Consider the following 24,233-nt stretch of genomic DNA (forward strand, 5'->3'; position numbering starts at 1 on the left):
CTTTTTAGCGATTTTAGAAAAAATTAAAATATTAACGATCGCTCAATGCCTAATCCGAATATCAATGTCAAAAAGACTCAAATCATTGAGGCACTAAAGCAGGATTATTTTCAAATGATCCCGCAGCTTCAGAGGAACTGGACAACAGAGCAACATGAAAAAAATCGATTGAGCCGTTCTTTGGCTGCATTTGCGATCGCCAATCTTGCCGATATTACCCCAGTTCAAGCGGCCAACTCAATTATCAACGGGCAAAATGATAATGGGATTGATGCCATTTATTTCGATCGGATGAAAAATTTGCTTTTGTTGGTGCAGGCTAAGGCTGGGAATGCTCCAAATATGGGTGATAATAAAAAATTTTGTGATGGGATTAGAGATTTAGTCCATCGACGTTTTCAGAAATTTAATGACGGCTTGACGCGCTTGCAGCCAGATGTTGAAGATGCTTTAAATGCTAACGGGGTAAAAATAGTTGGCTGTAATATATATCTTGATGAAAGCCTGAGTTCTCATGTGATTACGGATCTTAATCAGTTAAAAAGTGAACTGAATCAGTTCGCTCAACGTTTTGAATGGCAAGATTTAAATATTACCATAACACATGGTTGGTTGACCGCAAAACAAGCGATCGCCCCTGTTGATGTAGTCTTGACGTTGGAAAACTGGCATTGTTTAGATCAGCCGCGTAGGGCATTTTATGGATTGGTTAAGGCTTCAGAACTTGCCTCTTTATATCAACAGCATAATAAGTCGCTTTTTGAGAAAAATATCCGTTATTACCTAGGTGCAGAGGATGTTAACTTAGCGATTGCGGAAACTGTCAAAGAGCAACCATCTGAACTATTCTATCTCAACAATGGTCTGACGATTACTTGTTCGGCAATTAGTTTGCCGTCGGGACATAAACAGGAATTAACTCAAATTACTTTAAAAGATTTTTCCGTCGTGAATGGGGCGCAAACGGTAGGAGCTATCGCTTCTGTTTATAATGCTAGTGGCTCAATATCTGCTGATGCAAAGTTATTAATTACAATTATTGAATTGGGGACGGAAATTGATAATATTGGCGAAAAAATTACTGGGGCCAGAAATACGCAAAATGCTGTGCGCGATGTTTATTTTGCCGCGCTAGATCCCAATCAAGAACGTTTGCGACAGGAATGTATGGTATCGAATATTGTTTATGAATATCGACCATCGGCGGAGCAGAATCAGGATGCGATTACGATTGAACAAGCGGCAGTTGCCCTTGCTTGTTTTAGCGGTGACACCGAAATATTGGTGGCAGCAAAGAAAGAGATTGGTCAGCTTTATAAGCGTTATTATGGTATATTGTTTAGTGATGCGATTTCAGGAGTTACGCTTTGTCGTTATGTGCGAATCTTTCAATATCTGGATGAAATTTTTTCGGCTTCAGAACAGGCTGCAACAAATCAACAAAAAATGTTTTATAAGCACGGTAGATTTTTTATTCTGGATATTCTTGCAAGACGCTATAAAACATTGCTGAATAAGCATGAAGTTTATTTATCTGAGGACGATCAAATCCAACTTTCACGAATTGGGTTAGAGATTGCTGAGGTTGTTTACACTGTTGCTGAATCTAGATTTGCTAGTGACAATAAGGGATATCTTGCTATTTTTAGGAATATCACAGATGTTAATCCTTTAACGAGTGAGGTGATGCAGGAGTTAGATCGCAGGGATGCTCAGGCTGAAAATCCGAATATACCTCCCGTTTAACTTTTGAGATAGATATTAATTATGAATAAGAAGCAGAGACTAGAATTAACTTGGATTGGTAAGGATATTCGCCCCAAATTGGAGCCGCGAATTTTGCTGGAAGATCCAGAGAGGTCTTATCATGCGGCGCATCAGGTGAGTGAAAATGATATTTTTGATAATCGCTTAATTTTTGGGGATAATTTGTTGGCTCTCAAGGCTTTAGAGTCTGAGTTTGCAGGAAAAGTTAAATGTGTTTTTATTGATCCCCCATATAACACAGGCTCAGCTTTTGAACATTATGATGATGGAATCGAACATTCTATCTGGCTTGGTTTAATGCGCGATCGTTTAGAGATTTTGCGTAATCTATTGTCGAATGATGGTTCTTTATGGATCACAATTGATGATAATGAAGCGCATTATCTCAAGGTGATTTGTGATGAAATTTTTGGTAGGAAAAACTATCTTACGAGTGTGGTGTGGGAGAAAGATAAGGGGCGAAGAAGTGATACGGCAATCTCTGTATCACATGATTATATTTTGATATATGTAAAGAATTTACCTCTATGGTCAGCTACACGGAATTTGCTGGAACGTTCTGAACATCAACTCAAAAGATATCGGAATCCTGATAATGATCCCAGAGGAGATTGGCTTCAAGGAGATAATGGTACTGCCAAAAGTGCAAGTATAGGCTCTCGTTTCCCAGTAACGCTTCCATCAGGAAGAGTAGTGACCCCACCAGCAGGTAGAGGATGGAGTTTTTCAAAGAAGACACTAGAAACTGCTCTATCAGAGAATCGTGTCTATTTTGGAAGCAATGGTGATGGAATGCCCATTATCAAGCGATATCTAAAAGATGTCCAAGAAGGAGTTGTACCGAGAACGTGGTGGACAGCAGATGAAGTAGGGCATAATCAAGAAGCAAAGAGAGATCACCTCAATAAATTACTCAACCACGTTGAACCTTTCCCGACACCGAAACCAGAAAGATTACTTCAACAGATTCTTCAGATCGCCACTAATCCCAAAGATATTGTTCTTGATTCCTTTGCAGGATCGGGAACAACAGGCGCAGTCGCGCAGAAAATGGGAAGACGATGGATCATGATTGAACTCGGCGAACATTGTCATACCCATATCATTCCCCGACTCAAAAAAGTAATTGATGGCGAAGATCAAGGTGGAATTAGCAAATCATTTAACTGGAAAGGTGGCGGCGGGTTTCGTTACTATCGTCTCGCACCATCCCTACTAGAAAAAGACAAATGGGATAATTGGGTTATCAACAAAACCTATAACGCCGCCATGCTTGCCGAAGCACTCTGCAAAATAGAAGGTTTCACCTATGCACCATCAGATACCTTCTATTGGCAACATGGCTACTCCACCGAAAGCGACTTTATCTATGTCACCACCCAAAATTTTAGTCACGAACAACTATCTAAACTTGCAGACGAAGTAGGACAAGAGCGCACTCTACTTGTTTTATGTACCGCCTTTCGAGGCGAAACCGACATATTCCCAAACCTCACCGTTAAAAAAATTCCTAAACAAATCCTTTCACGGTGTGAATGGGGACATGATGATTACAGTCTAAAAATTGAAAACTTGCCAAAAGCACCTCCAAAGTTAGGACAACTAGCACTATTTGACCTGGATACCTATGAGAAATAAACTTGTTAATAATATTTCTAATCGTCTCAGTCTGCGCCATCCCCAGCGCCAATCATTAGAAATTTTCGATCGCATTTGTAAACTCTTATCCATCCCAAAAATCTTAGATAGAGAAGCAAGTTTAGTTGCCATCAAAAAAGAATTCCCAACGTTTACTGACTTCGAGCGCGACTTTCCATCCCTATGTTTTGCCCTAGCCACAGGTGTTGGTAAAACTCGACTCATGGGCGCTTTTATTAGTTACTTATACCTAGCATATAACATTAAAAACTTTTTTATCCTTGCCCCAAACCTGACCATTTATAATAAACTAATTACCGACTTTACGCCCAATACCTCAAAATATGTATTTACGGGTATCTCTGAATTTGCGCTCTCTCCACCAGTCATCATCACAGGTGACAACTATGAAATGAATGCGCGAACGATCTTAGATCAACAAATTTCATGCAAAATTAATATCTTTAATATCTCAAAAATTAACTCGGAAGTACGCGGCGGTAAAAGCCCCAAAATTAAACGACTATCCGAATATATTGGCGAAAGCTATTTTGATTATTTGTCAGAATTAAAAGACCTCGTAATTCTCATGGATGAATCGCACCGATATCGCGCCTCAGCAGGAGTTCGGGCTATTAACGAATTAAAACCATTAATGGGGGTAGAACTTACCGCCACACCCTTTGTAGAAACCAATAAAGGTTCAGTAGCTTTCAAAAATGTCATCTATGACTATCCCCTCGGACGTGCCATAACCGATGGATTTGTTAAAGATCCAGCAGTCGTCACCCGCAAAGATTTTAACCCCGCATCAATGTCACCAGACGCGATCGAGCGTCTTAAACTAGAAGACGGCATCTATCTCCATGAAAATATTAAAGCTGAATTAGAAACCTATGCAATTCAAACGGGAAAAACAACTGTTAAACCCTTTATGTTAGTGATTGCCCGTGACACTACCCACGCATCCAAACTGATGGAACTCATTCAATCCGATGAATTTTCCCAAGGGGATTATAAACATAAAGTTATTCAAGTTGATTCTAGTAAAACGGGCGCTCAAGAAGATGAAATGGTAGAGCGATTGCTCAAAGTAGAACATACCGATGAACCTACTGAAATTGTGATTCATGTAAATATGCTCAAAGAAGGTTGGGATGTCACCAACCTTTATACAATTGTCCCTCTGAGAGCCGCAAATTCTAAAATCCTGATCGAGCAATCTATCGGAAGGGGCTTGCGTTTGCCCTATGGAATGCGTACAGGTGTAGAAATTGTCGATCGCCTAAATATCGTCGCCCATGACAAATTCCAAGAAATTGTCGATGAAGCAAAGCGCCCAGAATCCCAAATCCGATTAAAACAAATTATCCTTACAGATGAAGACTTACAGCAAAAGACACAAACAGTAATTTCGCGATCGCAATTAGCCCAAAATCTAGGACTTCACCTTGAACAACCCATTAATTTACCTGATAATTTACCTGAAAGCGAACCCCAAAATATTCAACAATCCCTATTTCAATCACCTATAGAACAAAAGATTGCACAGCTTACATACCAAGAAATCCTCAAGCTTGAAAGCCGGCCCGAAGAAGTCCCAACTACCGCCGATCTCGCATCCCCAAAAGTTCAGGAAAGGGTGCGCGAAGCCGTAGCTAGAGAATATCAACCCGCACAAATGGAACTTGAGGGCATAATAGTACCTCCCGATATTGAAGCGATCGTGGCGAAAACAACGAATTTAGTGATCCAGCAAACCATCAATATTCCTAAAATTCTTGTGACTCCTAAAGGGGAATTGCGATCGGGTTTCAGGTCTTTTGCCCTAGATGTCACCGACTTAAATTATCCCGTTCCCTCCCAAGAACAATTACAGATTCAATCGCTAACAACGAATAAAGTTGATTTTATGGAAATTAGCAAAGAAAACTTTGAAGAATCACGGCTAGAAAACTATATTGTCAAAAATTTAGTCAACTTCAATGATATTTCCTATGACGAACACGCTGATTTACTCTATGACCTTGCGGGTCAAGTTATCAGTCATTTTATGACCTACTTATCCGAAGAAGATACACACAAAGTTTTACGCTTTTACCAAAGGGAAATTACCAATTTTGTCCATAGCCAAATGCAGCAACATTTCTGGGAAGAAACAACAGGTTATGAAGTCAAAATCAGTAAAGGTTTTACAGCCCTAAAAGATAGCGCCTACACTATAAATGCTAAGAATCGCCTTGATTATCAATCTTCGCCACGAGACAAAAGCAATATGTCCAAATATCTGTTTACAGGCTTCTCCAAATGCCTCTATCGAGAACAGAAATTTCAATCGGAAGCAGAAAGAATACTAGCAATGATTTTAGAACGGGATGCAATCAAATGGTTTAAACCCGCAAAAGGACAATTTCAGCTTTATTACAAATGGCAGGGTAATTATCTAGAATATCAACCCGATTTTGTTGCTGAAACAGAAGAAGTTATTTATATGTTTGAACCAAAAGCTCGAAATGAAATTGACAATCCTCAAGTGCTTGCTAAAAAAGATGTCGCTGTTCAATGGTGTCAAAATGCTTCAGACTATATGCTAAATCACGGTGGCAAACCTTGGCAATATGTTTTGATTCCCCATGATGCTATACAAGAAAACATGACACTCCAAGGAATAAGCGATCGCTATAGCGTCACTACTAAGGGTTAATTTCAGCAGCGAGCGGGATCGAAAGTCACTAGCCAGATGCTTCCCAGTCGGTAATCGCTGCTTGCTGCCATGCTTTATCCTCATCGATTAATTGATCGCTCAGTTCATCAAGCAATAAACAGGCTTCTACCATTGCCTGCTGTTCTTGTTGTTTGCGCCATGCTTGCAATAAAAGCTCAATTAGCCGACTGCGATTTTCTACACGATCGTCAATGTAACGCACTAGCTCATCAGGCAAAGAGATAGATACTTTCATAAAAAATACTCGATAGTGTTGGAAACTCAGTTTTTTTGGCTTGTTCGGCTAGCAGCACTGCCTTATTTATTGACTCACCCTACGGAACAAAAAGACGACCAACGCCCATCCAGGTTTCGATATCCAGCAAGATTTCCAGAATACGATCGACACAACGATTTCGATAGACTCGATCGCCTAAAAATCGATCGGCATCTCCAATCGTAATCACAGGAAGGGAATCCACTGTATTTTCTTCTCGGATCACCTGTTCCAGGGAGTCTTCACCCTTCATGCTGCGGTTGGCAGTAAGCAAAATCATCTGATTGGCCTGAGCAAGTCGCCAAACAACTCGATCGTTACTGTTGATCGACAAATTCATCTGCTTGAAGGTAACAACCCGAATTGGAAGTAGATTTAGCCAGCCTTGACTCGCAATATTGCCCAATAAAATCTCTGCATGACCTCCGAGATTGTGATCTATCAGAAAATTCATGCTTCTAGTTCGTGTTTGGCTTTCTGCTCTTGAAGTTTTGCCCAAAGAGCCTCTCGACCGGGTTTGGGTGGCCTCGCTGCAACGCGGGCAGAGTGTTCGCGATTGCGTTCTTCCCAGTAATGCTGAATTTCCTTAGCTTGCCTTAAAACAACTTGATATTCTGCTTCGACTTCTGCACGATTTGCCTCAATATAGGATAAAGCAACGTCCATCTGAGCGTCTGTTAAATCAAACAAGGAACGGATAAACTTCGGGGGATATTGAGCCGTCAAGTAGTCCATGACATCATAGAGAGTGATGCGCGTACCTGAAATTGTCAGTCCGCGCTCTGTACGAATAATGATTGGTTGGTTGTTGGATACTGAAACCATACCCATAGCCTCTGAAACAGCCTAGTAAATAATCCGATCGTACCTTACAAATCTGTGATGTCGTGTTTGGAGAAATCTTTGAGCAAATCCACCAGACGCCCCCTACACAAAATTAGCCGGATCTTGATCTCGCCGATTCTTCAGCAGAATCGGAGAACCTTGGCCCTCGCCCACCAACGCCGCCGTTTCCTCCAAAGCTTCCCTCAAGCGCTTCGCCGCGTAAATCGACATATCGCGGGGCACATTCACCCGATCGCGCAAATACCGCAAAGCCGCATCAGAACCAGCCGGCGGCGTACAAACTTCGCCAGTCATCATCAAAGTTAAAGCACAACGCAAAGCCTCATCAAATAAGCTGTCATCAGCAGGATTGACTCTAACGATGTTGTGGCGGTGCTTAATGACGCGGTGAAGAGCTTCAGCGCGGGAGGTTTCCGGTTCTGGATACATCACATCCGGGAGTCCGGCCCACGGCCCATTATCCACGCGGGCTTTATTGAGTAGCATCTGAGGTTCGCCGTTTTCATAACACCCGCCCATCTGAGGCGGTAAATCGTGGACGTGGGTGTGAAAGTCGCTCTGAGTACCGCGATAGGTAGGGCGACTTTCCATCGCCGCAAACCAGTCAGCAAAGCGCGGGTTTTCTTCCCGCATTGAGTAGCCTTTGTAGTAGTAAAGACTGGCATTCATCCGTTCGACGTAGGGCGTAAAGATCACATCCGCAGTGCCAAATTCATCGAGGAAATAAGGCCCAGATGTGCTAGCCAGAGCTTTTTCTACTTCGGCGACGACACTGATAAATTGCTTGCGGTTGTGCTGTTCTACTTTGGCTGAACTCGCCGGGTAACACAGCCAAGAGCACCAGGCCCTAAACAGCAGTCGCTCTAACCGCCGCATGGGTATTACTGCCGGGTTTTCCATCCCCAAACCCAAGGGGCCGAAAACTCGTTCTAGGGCGATTAAGATATCATCGCTTTCGGTGATGATGCGGCCGTCTAGCTCGATCGCCGGTAGCATTCCCGATGGCACTTTGCGCTTGTACCAGCTTTCTTTTTCCCCATAGCAGAACATGGTAACTTTTTCAATGCGGTAGGGGATTTGTTTTTCTTCCAACCACAACCAAATTTTCTGGCAATAGGGACACCACGCATGATTGTCGCGGTACAGGGTGACTCTCACGTCGGATTCGGGATGTCCGAAGAGGCGCAAGCGGGCTTGAGAGTTAGTTGGCCCGTTGGTGCGATCGACTTGAAAGTCTGTGAGTGCCTCCAATTCTGTCCAGCTTAGGGGCGCGAGGCGATCGGTGGGTGTCATAGTTAAATTGGGTTGATAATAAGCTTAGGGCGATGTCTGGGGAGGGGGTGGAGCGTCTTGAATTTTGGTGAGTGCTGCTTGAATTTGGGGGGTGGCTAGGAAGTTTTGGGTGGCTGAAATCAAGCGATCGCCCCAGAGGTTTTCTTTGAGAAAATCTACAGTGGCATAGCGTCTGTCTAATTTCAGGGCGGCTTCTCCCATTGCTAAACCTTTTTCTTTGTCGCCTTTGCTGTAGAGTGCTACTGCTAGAGCTAGCATTGGTTCTGCTGCTTTGTTGTCGATCGCGATCGCCTGTTGCCAGCGTTTGATTGCGCCATCGGCATCTCCCATTTCGTATTTGACTAATCCGATATTGTTGATCGCTGGCCAAAGGTTTTTTTCTAAAGCAAAGGCTTTTTCGTACTGGGCGATCGCATTATCAAACCGCTTGAGCTTGTAAAAAGCGTTGCCCAAATCAAATAATGCGCCCGGAGTGTCTGGTTTTAGTTTCAAACCAGCTTGCAGGTATTCGGCTGCTTTTTCGTACTTCGCTTGCCGAAAGTAAGCTTCTCCCAAGACAAATTTAATTGAGGGATTTTCTGGCGATAGAGATTGAGCTTGCCCCAAAGCTTCAATTCCTTTGTCCAACTGTTCGACTTGAAGGTACAAGCTGCCTAACAAAGTCCAAGCTCGATCGTTCTTGGGGGCTAACTGTGTGGCGAGTGCGGCTCTGGGGATGGCGAGTTGGTACTGCTGGAGTCTGGCTAGCTGGACTGCTTCTTCAGCAAGGCTCAAGGCTGTCTGGTCGAGTTGGGCCGAGTCGATTTGCAGGGTGTAAGGCAGGAGTGCCTGTGCGACAACGGGCTTGGGCATTGTCCCCAAACTAAGCGCGATCGCCAGAGATATTAAAGAAATGCGATTAGGCACTGTACAGCCCCAGGAAAAAATATAATGGTTTCTCGATCGCCTATAATAACTCATATTTTTGAGTTTTGATATTGCTTCCTGACTCGCAACGTTTTGCGGTTTTCTGTTAAATTGTTCCCCGATTCTGTTTTGCACTCAGGAATAATAATTTTGATTCACTGCTTGAGAGGGGACTGAAATCCTCACTACAAACCAGAAAAATTTTTCATTTTAGCAACTTTAGTGAGTTGATAAAGTCTGTTGAATACTCCTTTAGAGAGAACTGAAATCCTTACTAAAAACCTAAAAAACTTTTTGTTTTTAGCAATCTGAATGAGTTAATAAAGCCTGTTGAATTTGGTCTAACAATTGTGCTACCGATAAGGAAGAAGGCAAAATTTTAGCCGATACTTCTTGCAGCAAAAAGTCGATCGCCTCGGATTCTGAATTTACAACAGATCGATAATCCCAGACTAAAATTGGCAGTTTTCCAGTCATTTGTCGCAGGTTCGAGAGCGCTTGCAACATAGCAGTTGATTCTGAGGGGACATCTCGCAAGCACAGCAAAACTAAGTCAACGCTTTGATATTGCAACTGCTGCAAAACTTCTCTCCAGCAGGGTGCGATCGCCCCTCGAAATCCTGCGGTTTGGATGTATTGAATAAAAGCTTGAAAGTTCGGAGCCGAAAACTGGGAATTGGGCAGAGGAATCTCGGCATTGGTCGATCGATCGCCATTTTTCAATTCTTGGCCCGGATTCTCCCCAGCCGCGCGGTGCAAGTCCGGTAAAGTCGAAATGTCAGCAAATAAAATGCTGGGCTTCCAACTCATGCCCGCAGCTACTTGAATCACTTGCCACAACGCAGAGGCGCCCAAAAGAGTGCCTTCGCGACTGCCGGCTGCCAAACAGGGAAATACGGACAATCCTTTGATTTGATTGGCCAGTTGCGTAGTTGCGGGGTCTAAAGTCACCAAGGGCAGAGAACCTAAATTGCGCGATCGACTTAACTGTTCAATAAAAGCTAAGGGGTTTTGCAGTTGACTTGTACTGTCCAAGACGATCGCCGAAGGCCGCCAAATTCGGGCGACGAGTTCTGCTTGGTCGAGGTCGTCTGCCTCTAAAACCCGGCAGTAGGTGGGATTTAGCAGTAAAGCGGAACCTTGAGACGAACTGTTTTGCGGGCACAGCCACAACACGGTTAAAGAATTTTTCACCTTGTTGCTACTAGCATTACTTTGGCCGATCAAATCTGCCAGCAACCTTCGCAAAGCGGGTTCTTCCACCGGCAAGCTCAAAAAGCCTTCGGCGCGGTTGACAGCAGCCCGTTCTTTTTCGCCTCTGGTGGCTGTGACGATTGCCGGAATCGATCGGGTATCTGGATCGCTCTTGAGCAGCGTCAGCACGTCCCAACCGGACAGCAGGGGCAGCAGCGGGTTGAGGAATATCGCTTCGGGACTGAACCTGCGGGCTTTTTCCAGGGCTTCGGTGCCGGAACGGGCGACTATTACTTGGTAGCCCAAACTGGAGAGGACGTTGGTTAAATCTTCGATATATTTGGGAACTGCTTCGACTATTAATACTAAACGAGAGCGAGAATTGGCGATCGGATGCTGATATTTTGATTTGAATAATTCTTCCTCGGCCAAAGCAGGCGCTGGGGATTCTTCCCCGCAGTTTCCGGGAGGATTTGGCGGTAGCAGCAGGGTAAATTCAGAGCCTCGGTTTTCTGAGGAAATAAACGAAACGTCTCCGCCGTGGAGCCTCGCGAGCCGTTGAGTCAGTACCAGTCCCAGTCCGGTTCCTTGAAAGCGTCTGGTGAGGGGGCTTTCTAGCTGTTGGAATTTTTGAAAGATCAGGTGCTGTTTGTCGGCGGGGATGCCGATGCCGGTGTCCCAAACGGTGAAGGCGAGCCAACCTTCCCAAACATTTACTTTCAATCCGATTTTGCCGCCGGCTTCGGTAAATTTTAGGGCGTTGGCAAGGAGATTGACGAGCATTTGTCGCAGTCGCAGTTCGTCGGCAATCAAATAGCTAACTCCCAGTTCTATTTCGAGTGTAAATTCTATTTTTTCTGACGGTTCTGCGTTTGCTTCGCCGTTTGTTTTGGGGGGAGATTTTTCTTCTTGCTGTTGCAGTTGTTTTGCTTGTTCAAAGGCTCTTTTGCAAGTTGCTGCTATTTCTACGGATTCGGGAATTAGTTCTAGCTGCCCGGTTTCCATGCGGGTCAAGTCTAAAATGTCGTTAACTATTGTCATCAAATGCCGTCCGCTTTGATGGATTAGTTTGGCGTAACGTGATTGCCGATCGTTGAGTTCTCCGATCAATTTATCTTTGAGGAGGCTTGACAAACCGAGGACGGCGGTGAGCGGGGTTTTTAGTTCGTGGCTGATGCAGGATAAAAATTCGTCTTTTAGTCGGTTGAGGTGGATTAAATCTGCGTTTTTTGCTGCTAGTTCTTTGGCGACTAAATGTTCTTCGGTGACATCTTGTCCCATGACTAAAATTAGTTGGTCTCCGAGCGGCTGTTTGACAAATTGCCAGATCCGTTCTTGACCTGTTTGTACCGGGCAGTCGCAAATGTATGTGTCTGGTTTGCCTGCGATGGCGCACCAAGCTGGAGCGGTTAAGGTTGATGGGGAGGCGGCTGAGTACAGGGGTAGCGCGCAACTGCTGGCTGCGGCTGCATCCCGATCGCCCGATAGACTTACTCCTACTAAGCTCCTGCACTCAGAGGTGATAGCCTCGAATTGCACACTCTTCTGGTATTCGGTGGTTACATGGCTTGGTTGGTGGGACGAGTGTTTGCCCAAATTTGCTGCGGGTTCGGGAATTGGTTGAGGCCCGGCTCCCAGCAAAATCCGCCACGCTGCGTTTTGACTGACTATTTGTCCGCTGGGGGTTTGCAATCTCAGCGGTAGGGGCAGTTTTTCTAGGAGTTGGACTAGGGAGTTAAGGTTTTCCGAGGGTTTCAATCCCGCTTCTAAAAAGCGCCCTTTGCCCTCGGCGGTGGCTAGCGCCGAGGAAACGGGTATTAATTCGATTTCTTTGACTGCTGTTGACTCCGCCTGACTGCTGCTGTTGAGTGTGGCGATATATTGCAGCAGGCTCAGGCTCTCTAGGAGTCCTAAAAATTTACCGCTGGCATCTGTAAGGGCGATCGGGCTTTTGGAGAAACCGCCGACGCTTTGGCTGTGGGCTGGGCTATTTAGTTGTTCTTTTTGCAGGTACTGCCAGAATTCGCTGACACTCAAAGCGGCCGGTACTGTGGTAATGGGTTCGATCGCGATCGAGCTTTCCGACAAAAGTTTCTCTCCGTCGTTTGTGCGCGAGTCCGCGCCCGTCCAAAGGCTTCGGAGGTAAACTAATCCTAGGGGCTCCTTCTGTTCGTTGACTACTGCGACTCGATCGCAATTTCCCTCCATGAAAATTGACCGCAGCGATTCTAGTGTCGCCGTTGGTCGGCACAGCGGCACTGGGGAGATAAAATTCTTGAGACTGGGGTTAGTGGTTGGCATAACAAACCTGAGAGTCTGCTATTTATAGCAGTAATATTTTTGATACCCAATGTACCTGCGGATTTCTGTATCTTATTAATTTTATATCAGTTCGCTATCTGGTTCGGGATCGACCAAAAAAGAGCGAGTTCGAGGCCAGCACTTGATTTGAGGCGATTATTAATTATTTTAAGGCTTAAGCTTAATTGCAGAAATCAAGCTCAGGGTGCTTGATATTAAAGCACCCTGAGCAAACTGTGATTATTCTTCTGTTAGAAAGCTTATCCTTATTTATTTGGTCGTTAAGATTGGTTACAATTGATGTTGAATTGATTTTGATTGTGTAAACAAATTTTCATAGCGGTCGGCATGAATCTCGCTGTGTTAGGGAGCATCTCTGGTTTTGTAACAAGCACTTTTTGGCGATCGGCTGTTGTGCAAATAAACGTTTTATATCTCGACAAACTGAAAATCGTTAACTTTTGTCAAACTCTCAAACTCTCTCCACCTGCGATCGCCAAAAAGTATAAAATCGATTTACGGCAGCCAGCGGGGATGATAGCCGGTAAAGGGAAGTTCTTCGGGCTTTACTTTTGCAGCAGAACCGTCTGGAGGTATTTCTAATAAGGGTAGCACCCAGAGGCGGCTGGTGGCGATCGACTGTCCGCCGGAGTTGCGGGGACTGTCTGCTGCTGATGGTTTTGCTGATGTAACTAATTGGTCGAAAATTAATGCCAGACCGTCGGGAGATAAACTGATTTGGGTATCTAATTGGTTCGGCAAAACTAGCAGCGGTTTGATGGTTCCTACCAAACGAGTGCCCTCTTTTTTGAGGTCGATGGCGGCGATAAAAGGCTGTTCTTTGTAGGTTTCTGTTTCGAGACGTTGGGCTAACAAACAGTAAAGACGCTGGAATTGATTGTCTTTGTTTTTGCGCGGGTCGAAATAAACGGAGATAATGCTACCGGGAATCCGCAATATTTCTTGTTCCACACCTTGGTTGTCTAAGATGAAAAGCGATCGAGTAAAGTCGCCGTTGTATTTAACATAGGCGGCGGCGGAGTTGTCGCGGGCCATTCCCAATACTTGTTCGTATTTTGGTAAAAGTTCTACTGGGTCTGCTTCTGGTTTGAGCGGGACGATCGCTAATCCTTGTTTTTGAGACATTACCACCGATTTGCTGTCGGGCCGAATCATAAAATCTCCGCCTTGTTGATTTTCCAATGGTCGGGGCGGTAATTTTTCTTCGAGAATCCAAGGGCTGAAATCGCTGGGATTGCTGCGGTTGACTCGCTGAATCAGGATGATTTTTCCGTCGGCTGAAAGGTCAAATTTTAGGTTTTGGTAATCTTTGGAGTCTAGTAGTTTGTCGATTCTACCTGCTGGCTGTTTTTGTTGGGGTTCTTCTCCGGGGGATTGGGGATTGAGGCCGGTGGTGACTGTGAATAGTTCTTGATTTAGGGTGCCGCGAGTACGGGCTATCGATCGATCTGTGGCTGAGAATAAAATGCGATCGCCCCCGGGATAGGGTTTAAAATCGGTGACAACCAAATCTTTGGGAGTCAGGGGTATCGGTTTCGATTCGCTGCTGCTGAGATTGACTAGCATTAATCTGCTTTCTGTTTCGCCTTGAACGCCGATATAAGCAAAAGCCCGATCGCGAGTGCGAAAGGAACTGCTAAACGGCTGCATTGGCGTGCCTTTATATTGGTTGTTTTCTCCGAAATACTTGTCCGTTGCACCAGCGAGTTTTAATGTGTAGGTAACGCCGTAGGGTGCTGGATCTTGGAGGGTGTAAGCCATGCGCCGTCCCGCCCAACTAAATTTACCGGGGAGGTTCGGTTCTAGGGTTAAGTTTTCCTCGACGGTGGAGTGGTTCATCGGGCGAAAGAAGGTGAGGAGAAAGCCGGTATCTCGCGCGCCGATTTGTTTGTTTTCCCAGCTAAATTCTCGCACTCTGGGCGCTGTGCGATCGCCACTCAGCAGCAGCAGTCCGATTAAGACGCTCAACATTAACATCAGAAAGATGGCCGTGCGGTCGATGGGCTGTTTGAACGGCAGAATACCGAAGAATGAAGGATTAAATTTTTTGTTAAAAATATTCACAAATTGTTCTCTCCTATTTCTGGTGAAAAATCACTGCCCAATTTTCCCTCTTAAATTTTACATTCCCAGGCGCACCCCAGTTCAAAAACCTAATTTGGCGATCCAATTTTCATATCAACTCCGGTTGACGATCGTAGCAAAAACAGTTCGTAGTGCGGACTTCACCGCACTACGAACCAATCCGAGAGCGTTCGATCGCCACCCCGTCCCAAACTCCTAATAATTCAGACGGCTACTTAGCCCAGAGCCATTATTTCACGAATCCTTGACGATTGGTATATTGGAACTCTGATTAACCGCTGACAGTGTATAGGGCGATTCAGGTTCGGGATATAATATAGAATATTTGCTATCATAATGCCTGACCTCAAAATAGTTTAAATTTGACGGGTGAGGCTTATATATAGAGAAACATTCCAAAAGACAAAAAGTTGCTGCACTCTCTAAAGGCCCGACATCCACTATTCGATTTTTGAAGAAACGACCTGATTTTATCCAGTGTTTCATCTGCTTTCTTGACAAACAGTAAAATGCTGCGTGAGGATTGTTAAATTCCGCAAATTTTACACCCTCTATCTCTACACTAGATAGCTTGTTTATTACCAATGGTTGCGTTATCGTCAAATCAATATATCTCTTAGTCCCTTGATACATTTCATAACGATTTGGGTAAAGAATTGCATTTTCATACCCGCTTTGTTGGTTAAATTTTTCTAGTTTTTCTAGGGTGAAAGAGTCCGACAAGATAATGTCATCTTCTATGAATAAAAACCATTCAAATTCTTCTACTTTTTCAACAAACTCTTCCTGAAGCCTAAACTCTACAAACATTGGGTCGCATTCAGGATATTCTTGTACCTGAATGCACTTAGTTTGATATTCAGGCAAATAAGCTGTAACGTGCCTGTTCGGTAGAGTTTGGATCGAAATATTCAGATCGCAATGAGCAAAACTTGTCAACAGTCCGTCTATGGTGTGCGCGAGTCTCTCTATCTTTGCCGCCCCTTTTTCTGGATTGTTAGATTCTTCAACTGATGTAATATGCGCGACAGCAACAAAGACTTTGGGGCGTTTTTTTTGGGGCAGTTCGTTTTCTTGAAATAAATTTATGACCGGTTTTTTTTGATAAAAAACCATCATTTTTATATACCTAATAACCGACCGCGATATTTCTTGTGACAAAGCAATTTGAAAAAAGATAAAGTGTATTACTTTTCTTTTTAGTGTATATTGATCTGACATACAGACAATCTCCTTTTTGTTTACTGAAATAGTTGATTGATAGGTACTAAATCCATCGGCGATATTTTATCAGTTGGCAATCCCCAACCGAGGACATACATTCTAACACAAAGTATGCCTGCTAGTACCCCTAAGAACAGTGCTGTCAATTGGATATCCTCCCAAAAACAAGTTAGCCTTTCTTTCCAAAGACCGTAGCTGGTTACTAAATAAGTAGGAATATCACCGACAGCTACAGCAATCACAGCACCTAAATTACCAAAAAAATGATATCCGACCGGGATACCAATAGTGATACTCAAGAAAGTTACCAGATTCCCCATAGCTCCATATTGAGATTTGCCAACCGCTAACAAACAAGAACCCATCAAATTGTGGAGAGTAGTGTGCCAGATACCTACAGCCAAGATTGGCATCATCCAAGATGCTGCCATATACTCTTTTCTGTACAGTGTTAGAATGAGCTGATCTCCAAAACTCACAAAAATTGCTAAGCCTACGGCTAAAGGTATCAGGATTAAGTTGCGGTTTTTAATGATTTTGGCGCGCAATTCCTCACGAGGCAAGTCTGCTAGCATCGAAATAGAGGGAAAAATTACCCTACCTCCGAGGGCGAGTATCACTTGGCGCGGCATATCGCCGAGGGTAAAAGCGATGCCGTAAATGCCCAACATTGTTAAAGTAAAGATTTTCCCTAGAACTAGGCGATCGGCTTGAGAGCACAGAAAAAATAAAATCGTCGATAAAAATATCCATTTTCCATAAGAAAATATTTCTTTAGCGGCTTCTTTGTCCCAAGCGAAGCGGTTTGACTTGCCGGGAATCAAAAAATGGCTCCATACTAACTCTATGATAGAGTTAGCAAAACCGCCGGCGAGGATGGCCCAGATTGTGGGATGGAAAAAGGCCCATACAATCATCACTGTAGTAGAAATTGCCTGTATCCCCAACTCAAAAAGCACTACTTGCTTGACGCTCATTTTGCGTTCGAGGGTGGATACGGAAGTGGATTTGAACCCTCCTATTAGGGTATTTATACTTATGCAGGGAAGCAACCACAGGAGACGGGGTTCTTCATAGAAGTTAGCAACTGGCCAGGTGATTGCAATTAAACACAACCAAACAAATAAGCTGCGAAAAACTTGCATTGTCCAAGCGGTGTTGAGAAATTCTGGCTCGTTCCCGCGCTTGTTTTGAATGATGCTTGGGCCCAGACCTATATCTGTGAATAGGTGGACACCTGTGATGAAAACGTAGGCTAGACCCACCAGACCAAATAGTTCCGGCAAAAGCAGGCGGGTCAAAATTAGGTTACTGCCAAATCGGATAATTTGACTGCTTCCATAGCTGGCGATCGTCCAGAATGCGCCTTTGATGGCTAATTTTTTTTCTGATGACATATACTCTAAACTTATTTCCTAATTATGAGTCTAGTTGCTGAATTTGCCGTTGGCAACTTCTACAGGATGCAGCAGCCATTTTTTTTAGCGAACTTTACCATATCTTCATTTTCTGATTGTAGGAATGGCCAGACACACATCCTACAATCAGAAAGATAAAATTTTATCTGCAACCAGCTCCACATCTAATAATCATAAGGGTTTTTTGGTTCGGGAATTGGTTTGAGGGAGGATGCTTGAATGATTAATTTGCGCTTGCCTTGTAGTTCTTCTACGATTGTTTCTCCTTCTATTTCTAGCCAACTGTCTGGGGGAAAAGAGGCGCGGTTTTGACCGATCGCTAATTTGACCGGCAACCCGATTGGATAGGCATCCGCCGCGCAGCAGGTAATGATAAAACGCCCGATCCACATATATTGTTCTGCTATGTTGGGCGGGTGAATCACAAATCCTTTAACCTTGACTTTTTGACCTCTGTATGTATCTGGTTCGGGATTAAAATTTAACAGCCGCACCCATTCGACGAGCGATCGATTTTCGGGTTTTGTAGTATTGCGAAATTCTTGCGGTTGCAGTCTGGTGATGGGCAGAGATTCGGTGAGACCTCGTTCCAATGCTGTCTGGCTGGTAAATGTGCGGGGCGTTACTGCTAAACCGATTAATGCGACGCTCAGCATTAAGGTGCTGCCGATGCTGGGGGGAAATAAAGTAATGTGTTCAACTTCTGTGATTCTGGGAGAGTTGTTGGCTGGGGATGTCCGCAATTGTTTGTTGGCGCGATCGACCTTTAAGAGTTCCCAAATCTTAAATCCGCCAATCACCATTAAGCCGATTCCTCCCGCGACTGTCAAGCCAAAGTAATTGGGGTGAATCAGAATGCTTAATTTGCCTGTAATCCAATATTTGAGGAGCAATATTCCCCAGGCTAGGATAGCTAGGGCGTCCAGCCAAGGGCTAATTTTTTTAAGATTCATATTTTGAAGGAAGAAGGAAGAAGTCCGAGGGAAGAAGTCCGAGGGAAGAGGGAATTGCTTGTTACCATGCTCTGCCTGGTAACGTAGATCCGGAGACTCTGCCTCCCGATCTCGCAACTTTTGCTTGTTACCATGCTCTGCCTGGTAACGTAGATCCGGAGACTCTGCCTCCCGAGCTCGCAACTTACAGGAGAGAGGACTGTAGGAGGTGCTTAAGTTATTGAGTTTTCGCTCATTAGCTCATTTTTCAACCGAGATACAAGTTGACAGCGAGGGTCATTAAAAATGTTAGTTGAGCAGCCAAGACAATTAAGTAAATTACGGCTCGACCTTTAAAAATAGAGAGCATTAAACCGATGCCTTTGAGGTCAATCATCGGGCCGAAAACGAGAAAGGCTAACAGCGAACCGCTGGTAAATGTGGCGGCAAAAGATAGGGCAAAAAAAGCATCTACTGTAGAACAAATCGATACGACTGCGGCTAATAGCAGCATGGCGAGAATCGAGGAAACCGGGCCTTGACCGAGGTTGAGAATTAGTTCGCGGGGTGCGCCAACTTGAATGATGGCGGCGATCGCGCTTCCGATGACCAAAACTCCTCCCAACTCCCGCAACTCCTGTACCATACTATCTAAAAGCAGGCGCAGACGCTCTCTAGAAACGCGGTGAAACATTGAGGAAGGTTTAGAGGTTTTTTCGGTTTTGCCTGTTGGTAAGGGCTTCCACTCCTCTTGTAGCAAAGATTCGATCGGCACTGCACCCCCCTGACCGAGCATAAATGTTCCAGACTGCAACAATAGCGGAGTGCTGTCTTGGGCGAGGTTTTGTTCGGAAAACTCTGGTTTTGGGAGGGGAATTGCGCGGGCTACAGAGGGGTGTAACAGAGGCCGCAAGTCTGCTTGGGCGCTGAACACCCAGCCGATGATTGTGGCGATAAACAGAGAAAAGACTACCCGCAAAACTACAATTTCTGGCTGATCGCGAAATGCTGTCCAAGTCGCCCAAACTACGATCGGGTTGATGGTGGGGGCTGCTAGCAAAAAGCCGATCGCCGCTGGTGCGGGTACTCCCTGCATCAGCAACCTGCGGGCTACGGGCACGTTACCGCACTCGCACACGGGAAACAAAAAGCCGATCGAACTCCCCATCAAAGCGCCCAGCAGGGGGTTTCGCGGGATGCGGGATACGAGTTTGCGTTCGTCTACAAACCCCAGCAGCAAACCTGAGAATAAAACTCCCAGCAGCAGAAAAGGTATTGCTTCTACTAACAGGCTGAGAAAAAGGGTAAAAGCATTGTTTAACTGATTCGTTAGGGCTGGTTGCATCGATCGCCTACTGGTAAATTGGTATTTAGTTTCACGTATTTGGCGGACTCCCTGTCGATCATACCTTCTGCACAGCACTAAGTTTAAAATTCCGTTGAAACTTTTTGGCGATCGTCCTCAATGTTATAGAAACCATTAAAAATTGCAGATTCCAGCACCGGACACCGCAATATCCGATCCCTAGCAATGGTCGCCTATAATCTTTATATCTCCACACAAAAATAATAGTTGTTAAATTTAATTTTATATTGATTTCCTATCAATCGGATAGTTGTTAATTTAAATGGCGCGAATTATCACAAAAAATCACAAAAGTTTAATTAATTAAAACATTACCAAATATTGCGCCAAATTTGCCTGTTGTAACGAACAAATCATAAAAATAACAAAATTGTTTAGACAGCCAGACTCTATGGGCAAACCGAGCAGGGGTATTTAAGAATCGCGCAATAATGATTTTCCTGTATCATCAATTAATGATAAATTCCAGCACAATCGGGTTATTGTTAACAACAGGTTAAGCTTTTAGCTCAAGGTTAACGAATAGTTAAATACTCCAAAGAACAGTTAATACGCCTCAAGCCAATATAAAATAAAGTCAGGCATAATTACCAAGGCGCATCTATCTCGGTCATCCTCTTTCCTTGCCTAATACTTGGAGTGGTAAAATCCCATTTGCCACAAACAGTTTTTTGTGTAATTTAAAATGCCGTTTGCCAGAGGGATGTCGGCAAAAGCACTCAGCTACTCACCGACTGAGCTTTGGTAACTGAATGTCTGCTGGCAAATAAAAACCAAAAAAGCGTGCTGATGAATTTATGTTAAATACTTCTTGCGTAGAAATACCAGTACAACTCGCGTCCGAAGCTGACTCTGGAGAACTTCGTTTAGACTCTACTCTCCAAGAATTATCGCTTTACGATTTTCAAGTAGAAGCTATGGATTTCGGGATGAAAATTTCCCAGATGTTAGAAACTAATCCGCTGTTACCGGGAGTCATTTTGACAAATCAAGGTAAATTTGTCGGCATGATTTCCCGGCGGAGATTTTTAGAATTTCTCAGCCGTCCTTTTGGAAGAGAATTATTTTTAAAACGACCTGTCAAGGCTTTATATCGCTTTGCTGAAATTGAGACTTTGATTTTTCCTAGCAATACTTTAATCGTGGATGCAGCCCGGAAGTCGCTGCAGCGCTCGAAAGAACTGCTTTACGAGCCGATTGTGGTTCAAGTGTCGCCCCAAACTTATACTTTGGTAGATGTACGCGAACTGTTAGTGGCCCAGTCAAAAATTCACGAATTAGCGACAAAATTGCTGGGGCAGCAAACTCAATCTCAGCTAATTCAAACCGAAAAATTAGCCAGTTTGGGGCAGATGGTAGCTGGAGTAGCTCACGAAATTAGAAACCCTGTCACCTGCATCAGCGGAAATCTCGGCTTTTTGTCTAACTACTCGAAAGACATCATGGAGTTGCTGTCTGCTTACGAGCAAATTGTCGGGCCTAGCGAAAAAATTGACGCACTCAAAAAAAATATAGAATTTGATTTTTTGCAAGAAGATTGGGTGGAAATTCTCAAAAGCATGAAGGCTTCATCAGAGAGACTGAGGGAACTTGTCACCAGCCTGCACACCTTTTCTTACATGGACGAAACTCACTTGAAAGAAGCTAACCTCCACGAATGTATTGACAGTACGCTGCTAATTATGAAAAGCCGTCTGAAGTACGGGTTTAAAGTAGTTAAAAATTATGGGGATTTGCCTTTGGTCAAGTGTTACTCTGGTCAGTTGAGTCAGGTATTTATGAATATCATCAGCAATGCGATCGATGCTTTGGAAGAAGTAAAAGGAGAAACAGGTTTTGTCGCTGCGATTACGATTGAAACTGAGGTAATAGACAGTTCTGACGGAGACTTCGTGAATTCGGAATTACTTCAAAATTATGTTTTGGGCGATGGCGTCCCGCCCCGCAAGCTACGACCAAATGCAAAACAGCTATCATCCGCCAGCCAAAACGCCGGTTTCAGCCCAGAAGCAAGCGAAAAAAATCAAAATAACGCTTGGATAGCGATCAGAATTGCCGATAACGGGCCGGGAATTCCGCCAGAAATTCAGCGCAGGATTTTTGATACATTTTTCACCACTAAACCTGCTGGGAAAGGTACGGGTTTGGGGTTGGCAATTACTCATCAAATTGTGACGGAGAAGCATAAAGGCAAGTTAAATTTGCATTCTACGCCCGGTACGGGGACGGAATTCGAGATTTTGTTGCCATTGATTTGAATGAAGAAGGAAGAAGGAAGAAGGAAGAAGGAAGAAGGAAGAGGGAAGAAATAGAAACTAATACCATTTTTCTAAAGATGTGGTATAGATGAAGTCTTAGCCCCCCCGAAGTCGCGGGGGGGGTTGGGGGGGTAATATCTAGCGCTACTTTATTCCATTGGTATAATTACAGCAGATTCCACATTTATGAAGTACGCCCGCCTATCCTCAACTCCGCGTAGGGACACGGCACTGCCGTGTCCCTACACTTCACAAACCTGGAATACGCTGTATGTAGGGTGCTCTTCGGCGCACGGCCGTGCGCCGAAGAGCACCCTACTGTTACGCTCTTAGCTGAACTGGCATCACTAAGAATGTAGCATTGACTCCGCCCAAAGGTTGAAAAATTACAGGAGCCAGAGCGCCGTTTAATTGCAGTTGAATTTCGGGAGACTGAGCTGTTTTCAAAATGTCAATTAAGTATTTCACGTTGAAAGCAATATCGATGCTGTCTCCCGAAATCTGCGCCGGCATTGACTCTTTGCCACTACCGACATCTTTGGCATCTACCGACAAAGTAATTTCCTGATTTTCCTCGTCGATGCTGCATTTGAGGATATTATTTTTTTGGTCGGCAAAGACTGCTATTCTTTCGACGGCTGCTAAGAGCGATCGCCTTTCTAAGGTAATTTGCCGCTCAAAAGACGGTGGAATCAACTGCCGGTATGCGGGATATTGCCCTTCTAAGGTGCGAGTTGTCAACCGCTGGTCTGCCCATTCAAACACTACTTGACCATGTTCAAAATGCAGCGTAACTGGTTCAGTCCACTGCCGCATTACTAGCATTCTTTCTACTTCCCGCAATGCTTTAGCCGGAACTGTCACCTCAAATTCTTCTTGGGTTTCTTCGCCTTCGACTTTTTCATTTACAGTTTGAACTACTGCCAATCTGTGGCCGTCTGTCGCTGCAAATTCCAAGCAATCTTGCAATACCTTTAAATGCACGCCTGCAAGTACCTGTTTTGCTTCGTCGGGGCTTGTCGCAAATAAAGTTCCTTTGAGTCCTTCTATCAAGGCTTCGGGCGGCAGTTTGAGGATTGTTCCGGCTTCGATTGCTGGCAATTCTGGGAATTCTTCCGGGCCCATGCCTCTAACTTGGTAGCTGCCTGAACTGCAACTGAGATATGCTACGGTGTCCCCCGCTTCATCTTCTAAAGTAATCTCTCCATCTGGGAGTCTCGAAACAATATCGTTGAGCAATTTAGCGGGTATGGTAAAACTGCCGCCGCCGGTCACTTCTGCTGCGAAGCTGGTGCGAATTCCTAAACTGAGATCGAAAGCTGTCAAGCTAACCCGCTGATTTTCCTCATCCGCTACTAAGAGCACGTTGGCTAGTACCGGATGTGTCGGGCGGGAGGGAACGGCCCGACTTACCAACGAGAGGTTGGCGTTGAGGTCACTTTGGGTGCAAACCAATTTCATGGGAGGTTAATTAACCGGATTTGAGACGAAACCAAATCCTATCACAGAAAGTCGGCGGGCTGACTTTTCTCTGTCAGGGCTTATTTCTGGGGCTAGAAACCGGGTTTCTGGGCAAAATTTTGTGAAGGAAGGAGAAATATACTTAGAAATCGGGTTTCTGAGGTTAACGCGCCGAGGACTAGATTTTTTTTTAATTTGTTGAATTATTTTTATGTCGATCGCCCTGTGGAAACTGTGGAAAAAAAAGTTAACTGTTTGCGGGATATGACTTATAGTTTCCAAAAACTGTGGAAAACTTGTGGAAAAGCTGCTGAATACGATCGCCCATTTTAGTAAAAAAATGGTTTTGGGCGATCGAGTAAAGTTTTCCACAAACAAAGGGCAAATTTTCCACAGGTTTTTCCACAGGTAGGGGTCAGGGGCATTGGAATGACTGCTGACTAATGACTAATGACTAATGACTAATGACTAATGACTAATGACTAATGACTTTTTATCAGAAAATTGGGTCGAAAACCCCGTCCTTCTAGGACGGCTTTATA

17 protein-coding genes are annotated in these 24,233 nt (G+C 44.4%); 5 read left to right on the forward strand and 12 right to left on the reverse strand.

Translation table 11 applies throughout. The annotated features are described in order from the left end of the window. The first annotated feature begins 45 nt into the window (after positions 1-45). The 3 genes from AACV78_RS03875 to AACV78_RS03885 are packed head-to-tail and all read left to right on the forward strand — an operon-like array spanning position 46 to position 6,109. Positions 46-1,746, forward strand: a complete 1,701-nt coding sequence (locus tag AACV78_RS03875; protein ID WP_194010567.1) for an AIPR family protein — start codon at positions 46-48, stop codon at positions 1,744-1,746. Positions 1,747-1,767: 21 nt separating this feature from the next. Beyond that, positions 1,768-3,405 (forward strand): site-specific DNA-methyltransferase, encoded by a 1,638-nt coding sequence (locus AACV78_RS03880; RefSeq protein WP_194010568.1) that lies wholly within the window; start codon positions 1,768-1,770, stop codon positions 3,403-3,405. Beyond that, positions 3,395-6,109 carry a DEAD/DEAH box helicase gene (locus AACV78_RS03885; RefSeq protein WP_194010569.1) on the forward strand — a complete coding sequence of 905 codons (2,715 nt, stop codon included), beginning with the start codon at positions 3,395-3,397 and terminating at the stop codon, positions 6,107-6,109. The genes AACV78_RS03880 and AACV78_RS03885 overlap by 11 nt, the downstream gene beginning before the upstream one ends. 28 nt (positions 6,110-6,137) lie before the next feature. On the opposite strand, the gene AACV78_RS03890 is transcribed toward AACV78_RS03885, so the two are convergent. The 11 genes from AACV78_RS03890 to AACV78_RS03940 all read right to left on the reverse strand — a co-directional run bounded on the left by AACV78_RS03890 (position 6,138) and on the right by AACV78_RS03940 (position 19,951). Continuing rightward, positions 6,138-6,365, reverse strand: coding sequence for a ribbon-helix-helix domain-containing protein (locus AACV78_RS03890; RefSeq protein ID WP_194010570.1), 228 nt, complete (start codon positions 6,363-6,365; stop codon positions 6,138-6,140). Between the two features lie 79 nt (positions 6,366-6,444). Continuing rightward, complete coding sequence (locus tag AACV78_RS03895; RefSeq protein WP_194010571.1) at positions 6,445-6,840, reverse strand: ACP S-malonyltransferase; 396 nt, start codon at positions 6,838-6,840, stop codon at positions 6,445-6,447. Beyond that, entirely contained in the window at positions 6,837-7,211 is a 375-nt protein-coding gene (locus AACV78_RS03900) for a DUF433 domain-containing protein (RefSeq protein WP_194010572.1), read from the reverse strand. Before AACV78_RS03900 ends, AACV78_RS03895 begins: the two co-directional genes overlap by 4 nt. A gap of 102 nt (positions 7,212-7,313) precedes the next feature. Then, on the reverse strand, positions 7,314-8,525 hold the full coding sequence (locus AACV78_RS03905) for a glutathione S-transferase family protein (RefSeq protein WP_194010573.1): 1,212 nt from the start codon (positions 8,523-8,525) through the stop codon (positions 7,314-7,316). Between the two features lie 24 nt (positions 8,526-8,549). Then, a complete protein-coding gene (locus AACV78_RS03910) occupies positions 8,550-9,431 on the reverse strand; it encodes a tetratricopeptide repeat protein (RefSeq protein WP_339383454.1) in 882 nt (293 codons plus the stop codon). Positions 9,432-9,731: 300 nt separating this feature from the next. Further along, positions 9,732-12,926 carry an ATP-binding protein gene (locus AACV78_RS03915; RefSeq protein WP_194010575.1) on the reverse strand — a complete coding sequence of 1,065 codons (3,195 nt, stop codon included), beginning with the start codon at positions 12,924-12,926 and terminating at the stop codon, positions 9,732-9,734. Positions 12,927-13,442: 516 nt separating this feature from the next. After that, positions 13,443-15,011: a hypothetical protein gene (locus tag AACV78_RS03920; protein WP_194010576.1), complete on the reverse strand. Its 1,569-nt coding sequence runs from the start codon at positions 15,009-15,011 to the stop codon at positions 13,443-13,445. 255 nt (positions 15,012-15,266) lie between these two features. Then, positions 15,267-16,253, reverse strand: coding sequence for a hypothetical protein (locus tag AACV78_RS03925; protein WP_194010577.1), 987 nt, complete (start codon positions 16,251-16,253; stop codon positions 15,267-15,269). A 20-nt stretch (positions 16,254-16,273) separates the two neighbouring features. Continuing rightward, complete coding sequence (locus tag AACV78_RS03930; protein ID WP_194010578.1) at positions 16,274-17,653, reverse strand: oligosaccharide flippase family protein; 1,380 nt, start codon at positions 17,651-17,653, stop codon at positions 16,274-16,276. 185 nt (positions 17,654-17,838) lie between these two features. Then, complete coding sequence (locus tag AACV78_RS03935; protein ID WP_194010579.1) at positions 17,839-18,627, reverse strand: TIGR03943 family putative permease subunit; 789 nt, start codon at positions 18,625-18,627, stop codon at positions 17,839-17,841. Positions 18,628-18,874: 247 nt separating this feature from the next. After that, entirely contained in the window at positions 18,875-19,951 is a 1,077-nt protein-coding gene (locus AACV78_RS03940; RefSeq protein ID WP_194010580.1) for a permease, read from the reverse strand. Positions 19,952-20,769: 818 nt separating this feature from the next. Between AACV78_RS03940 and AACV78_RS03945 the strand changes: the two genes are divergently transcribed. After that, on the forward strand, positions 20,770-22,230 hold the full coding sequence (locus tag AACV78_RS03945) for a sensor histidine kinase (protein ID WP_194010581.1): 1,461 nt from the start codon (positions 20,770-20,772) through the stop codon (positions 22,228-22,230). A gap of 321 nt (positions 22,231-22,551) precedes the next feature. On the opposite strand, the gene dnaN is transcribed toward AACV78_RS03945, so the two are convergent. After that, the gene (dnaN, locus tag AACV78_RS03950; protein ID WP_194008244.1) at positions 22,552-23,691 is read right to left on the reverse strand and encodes a DNA polymerase III subunit beta; all 1,140 of its coding nucleotides are present in this window, start codon (positions 23,689-23,691) and stop codon (positions 22,552-22,554) included. Positions 23,692-23,889: 198 nt separating this feature from the next. Between dnaN and AACV78_RS03955 the strand changes: the two genes are divergently transcribed. Continuing rightward, positions 23,890-24,024, forward strand: a complete 135-nt coding sequence (locus AACV78_RS03955; RefSeq protein ID WP_255512907.1) for a hypothetical protein — start codon at positions 23,890-23,892, stop codon at positions 24,022-24,024. The last annotated feature ends 209 nt before the right edge of the window (positions 24,025-24,233 follow it).

Source organism: Tychonema sp. LEGE 07196, assembly GCF_963890365.1.
GTDB lineage: Bacteria > Cyanobacteriota > Cyanobacteriia > Cyanobacteriales > Microcoleaceae > Microcoleus.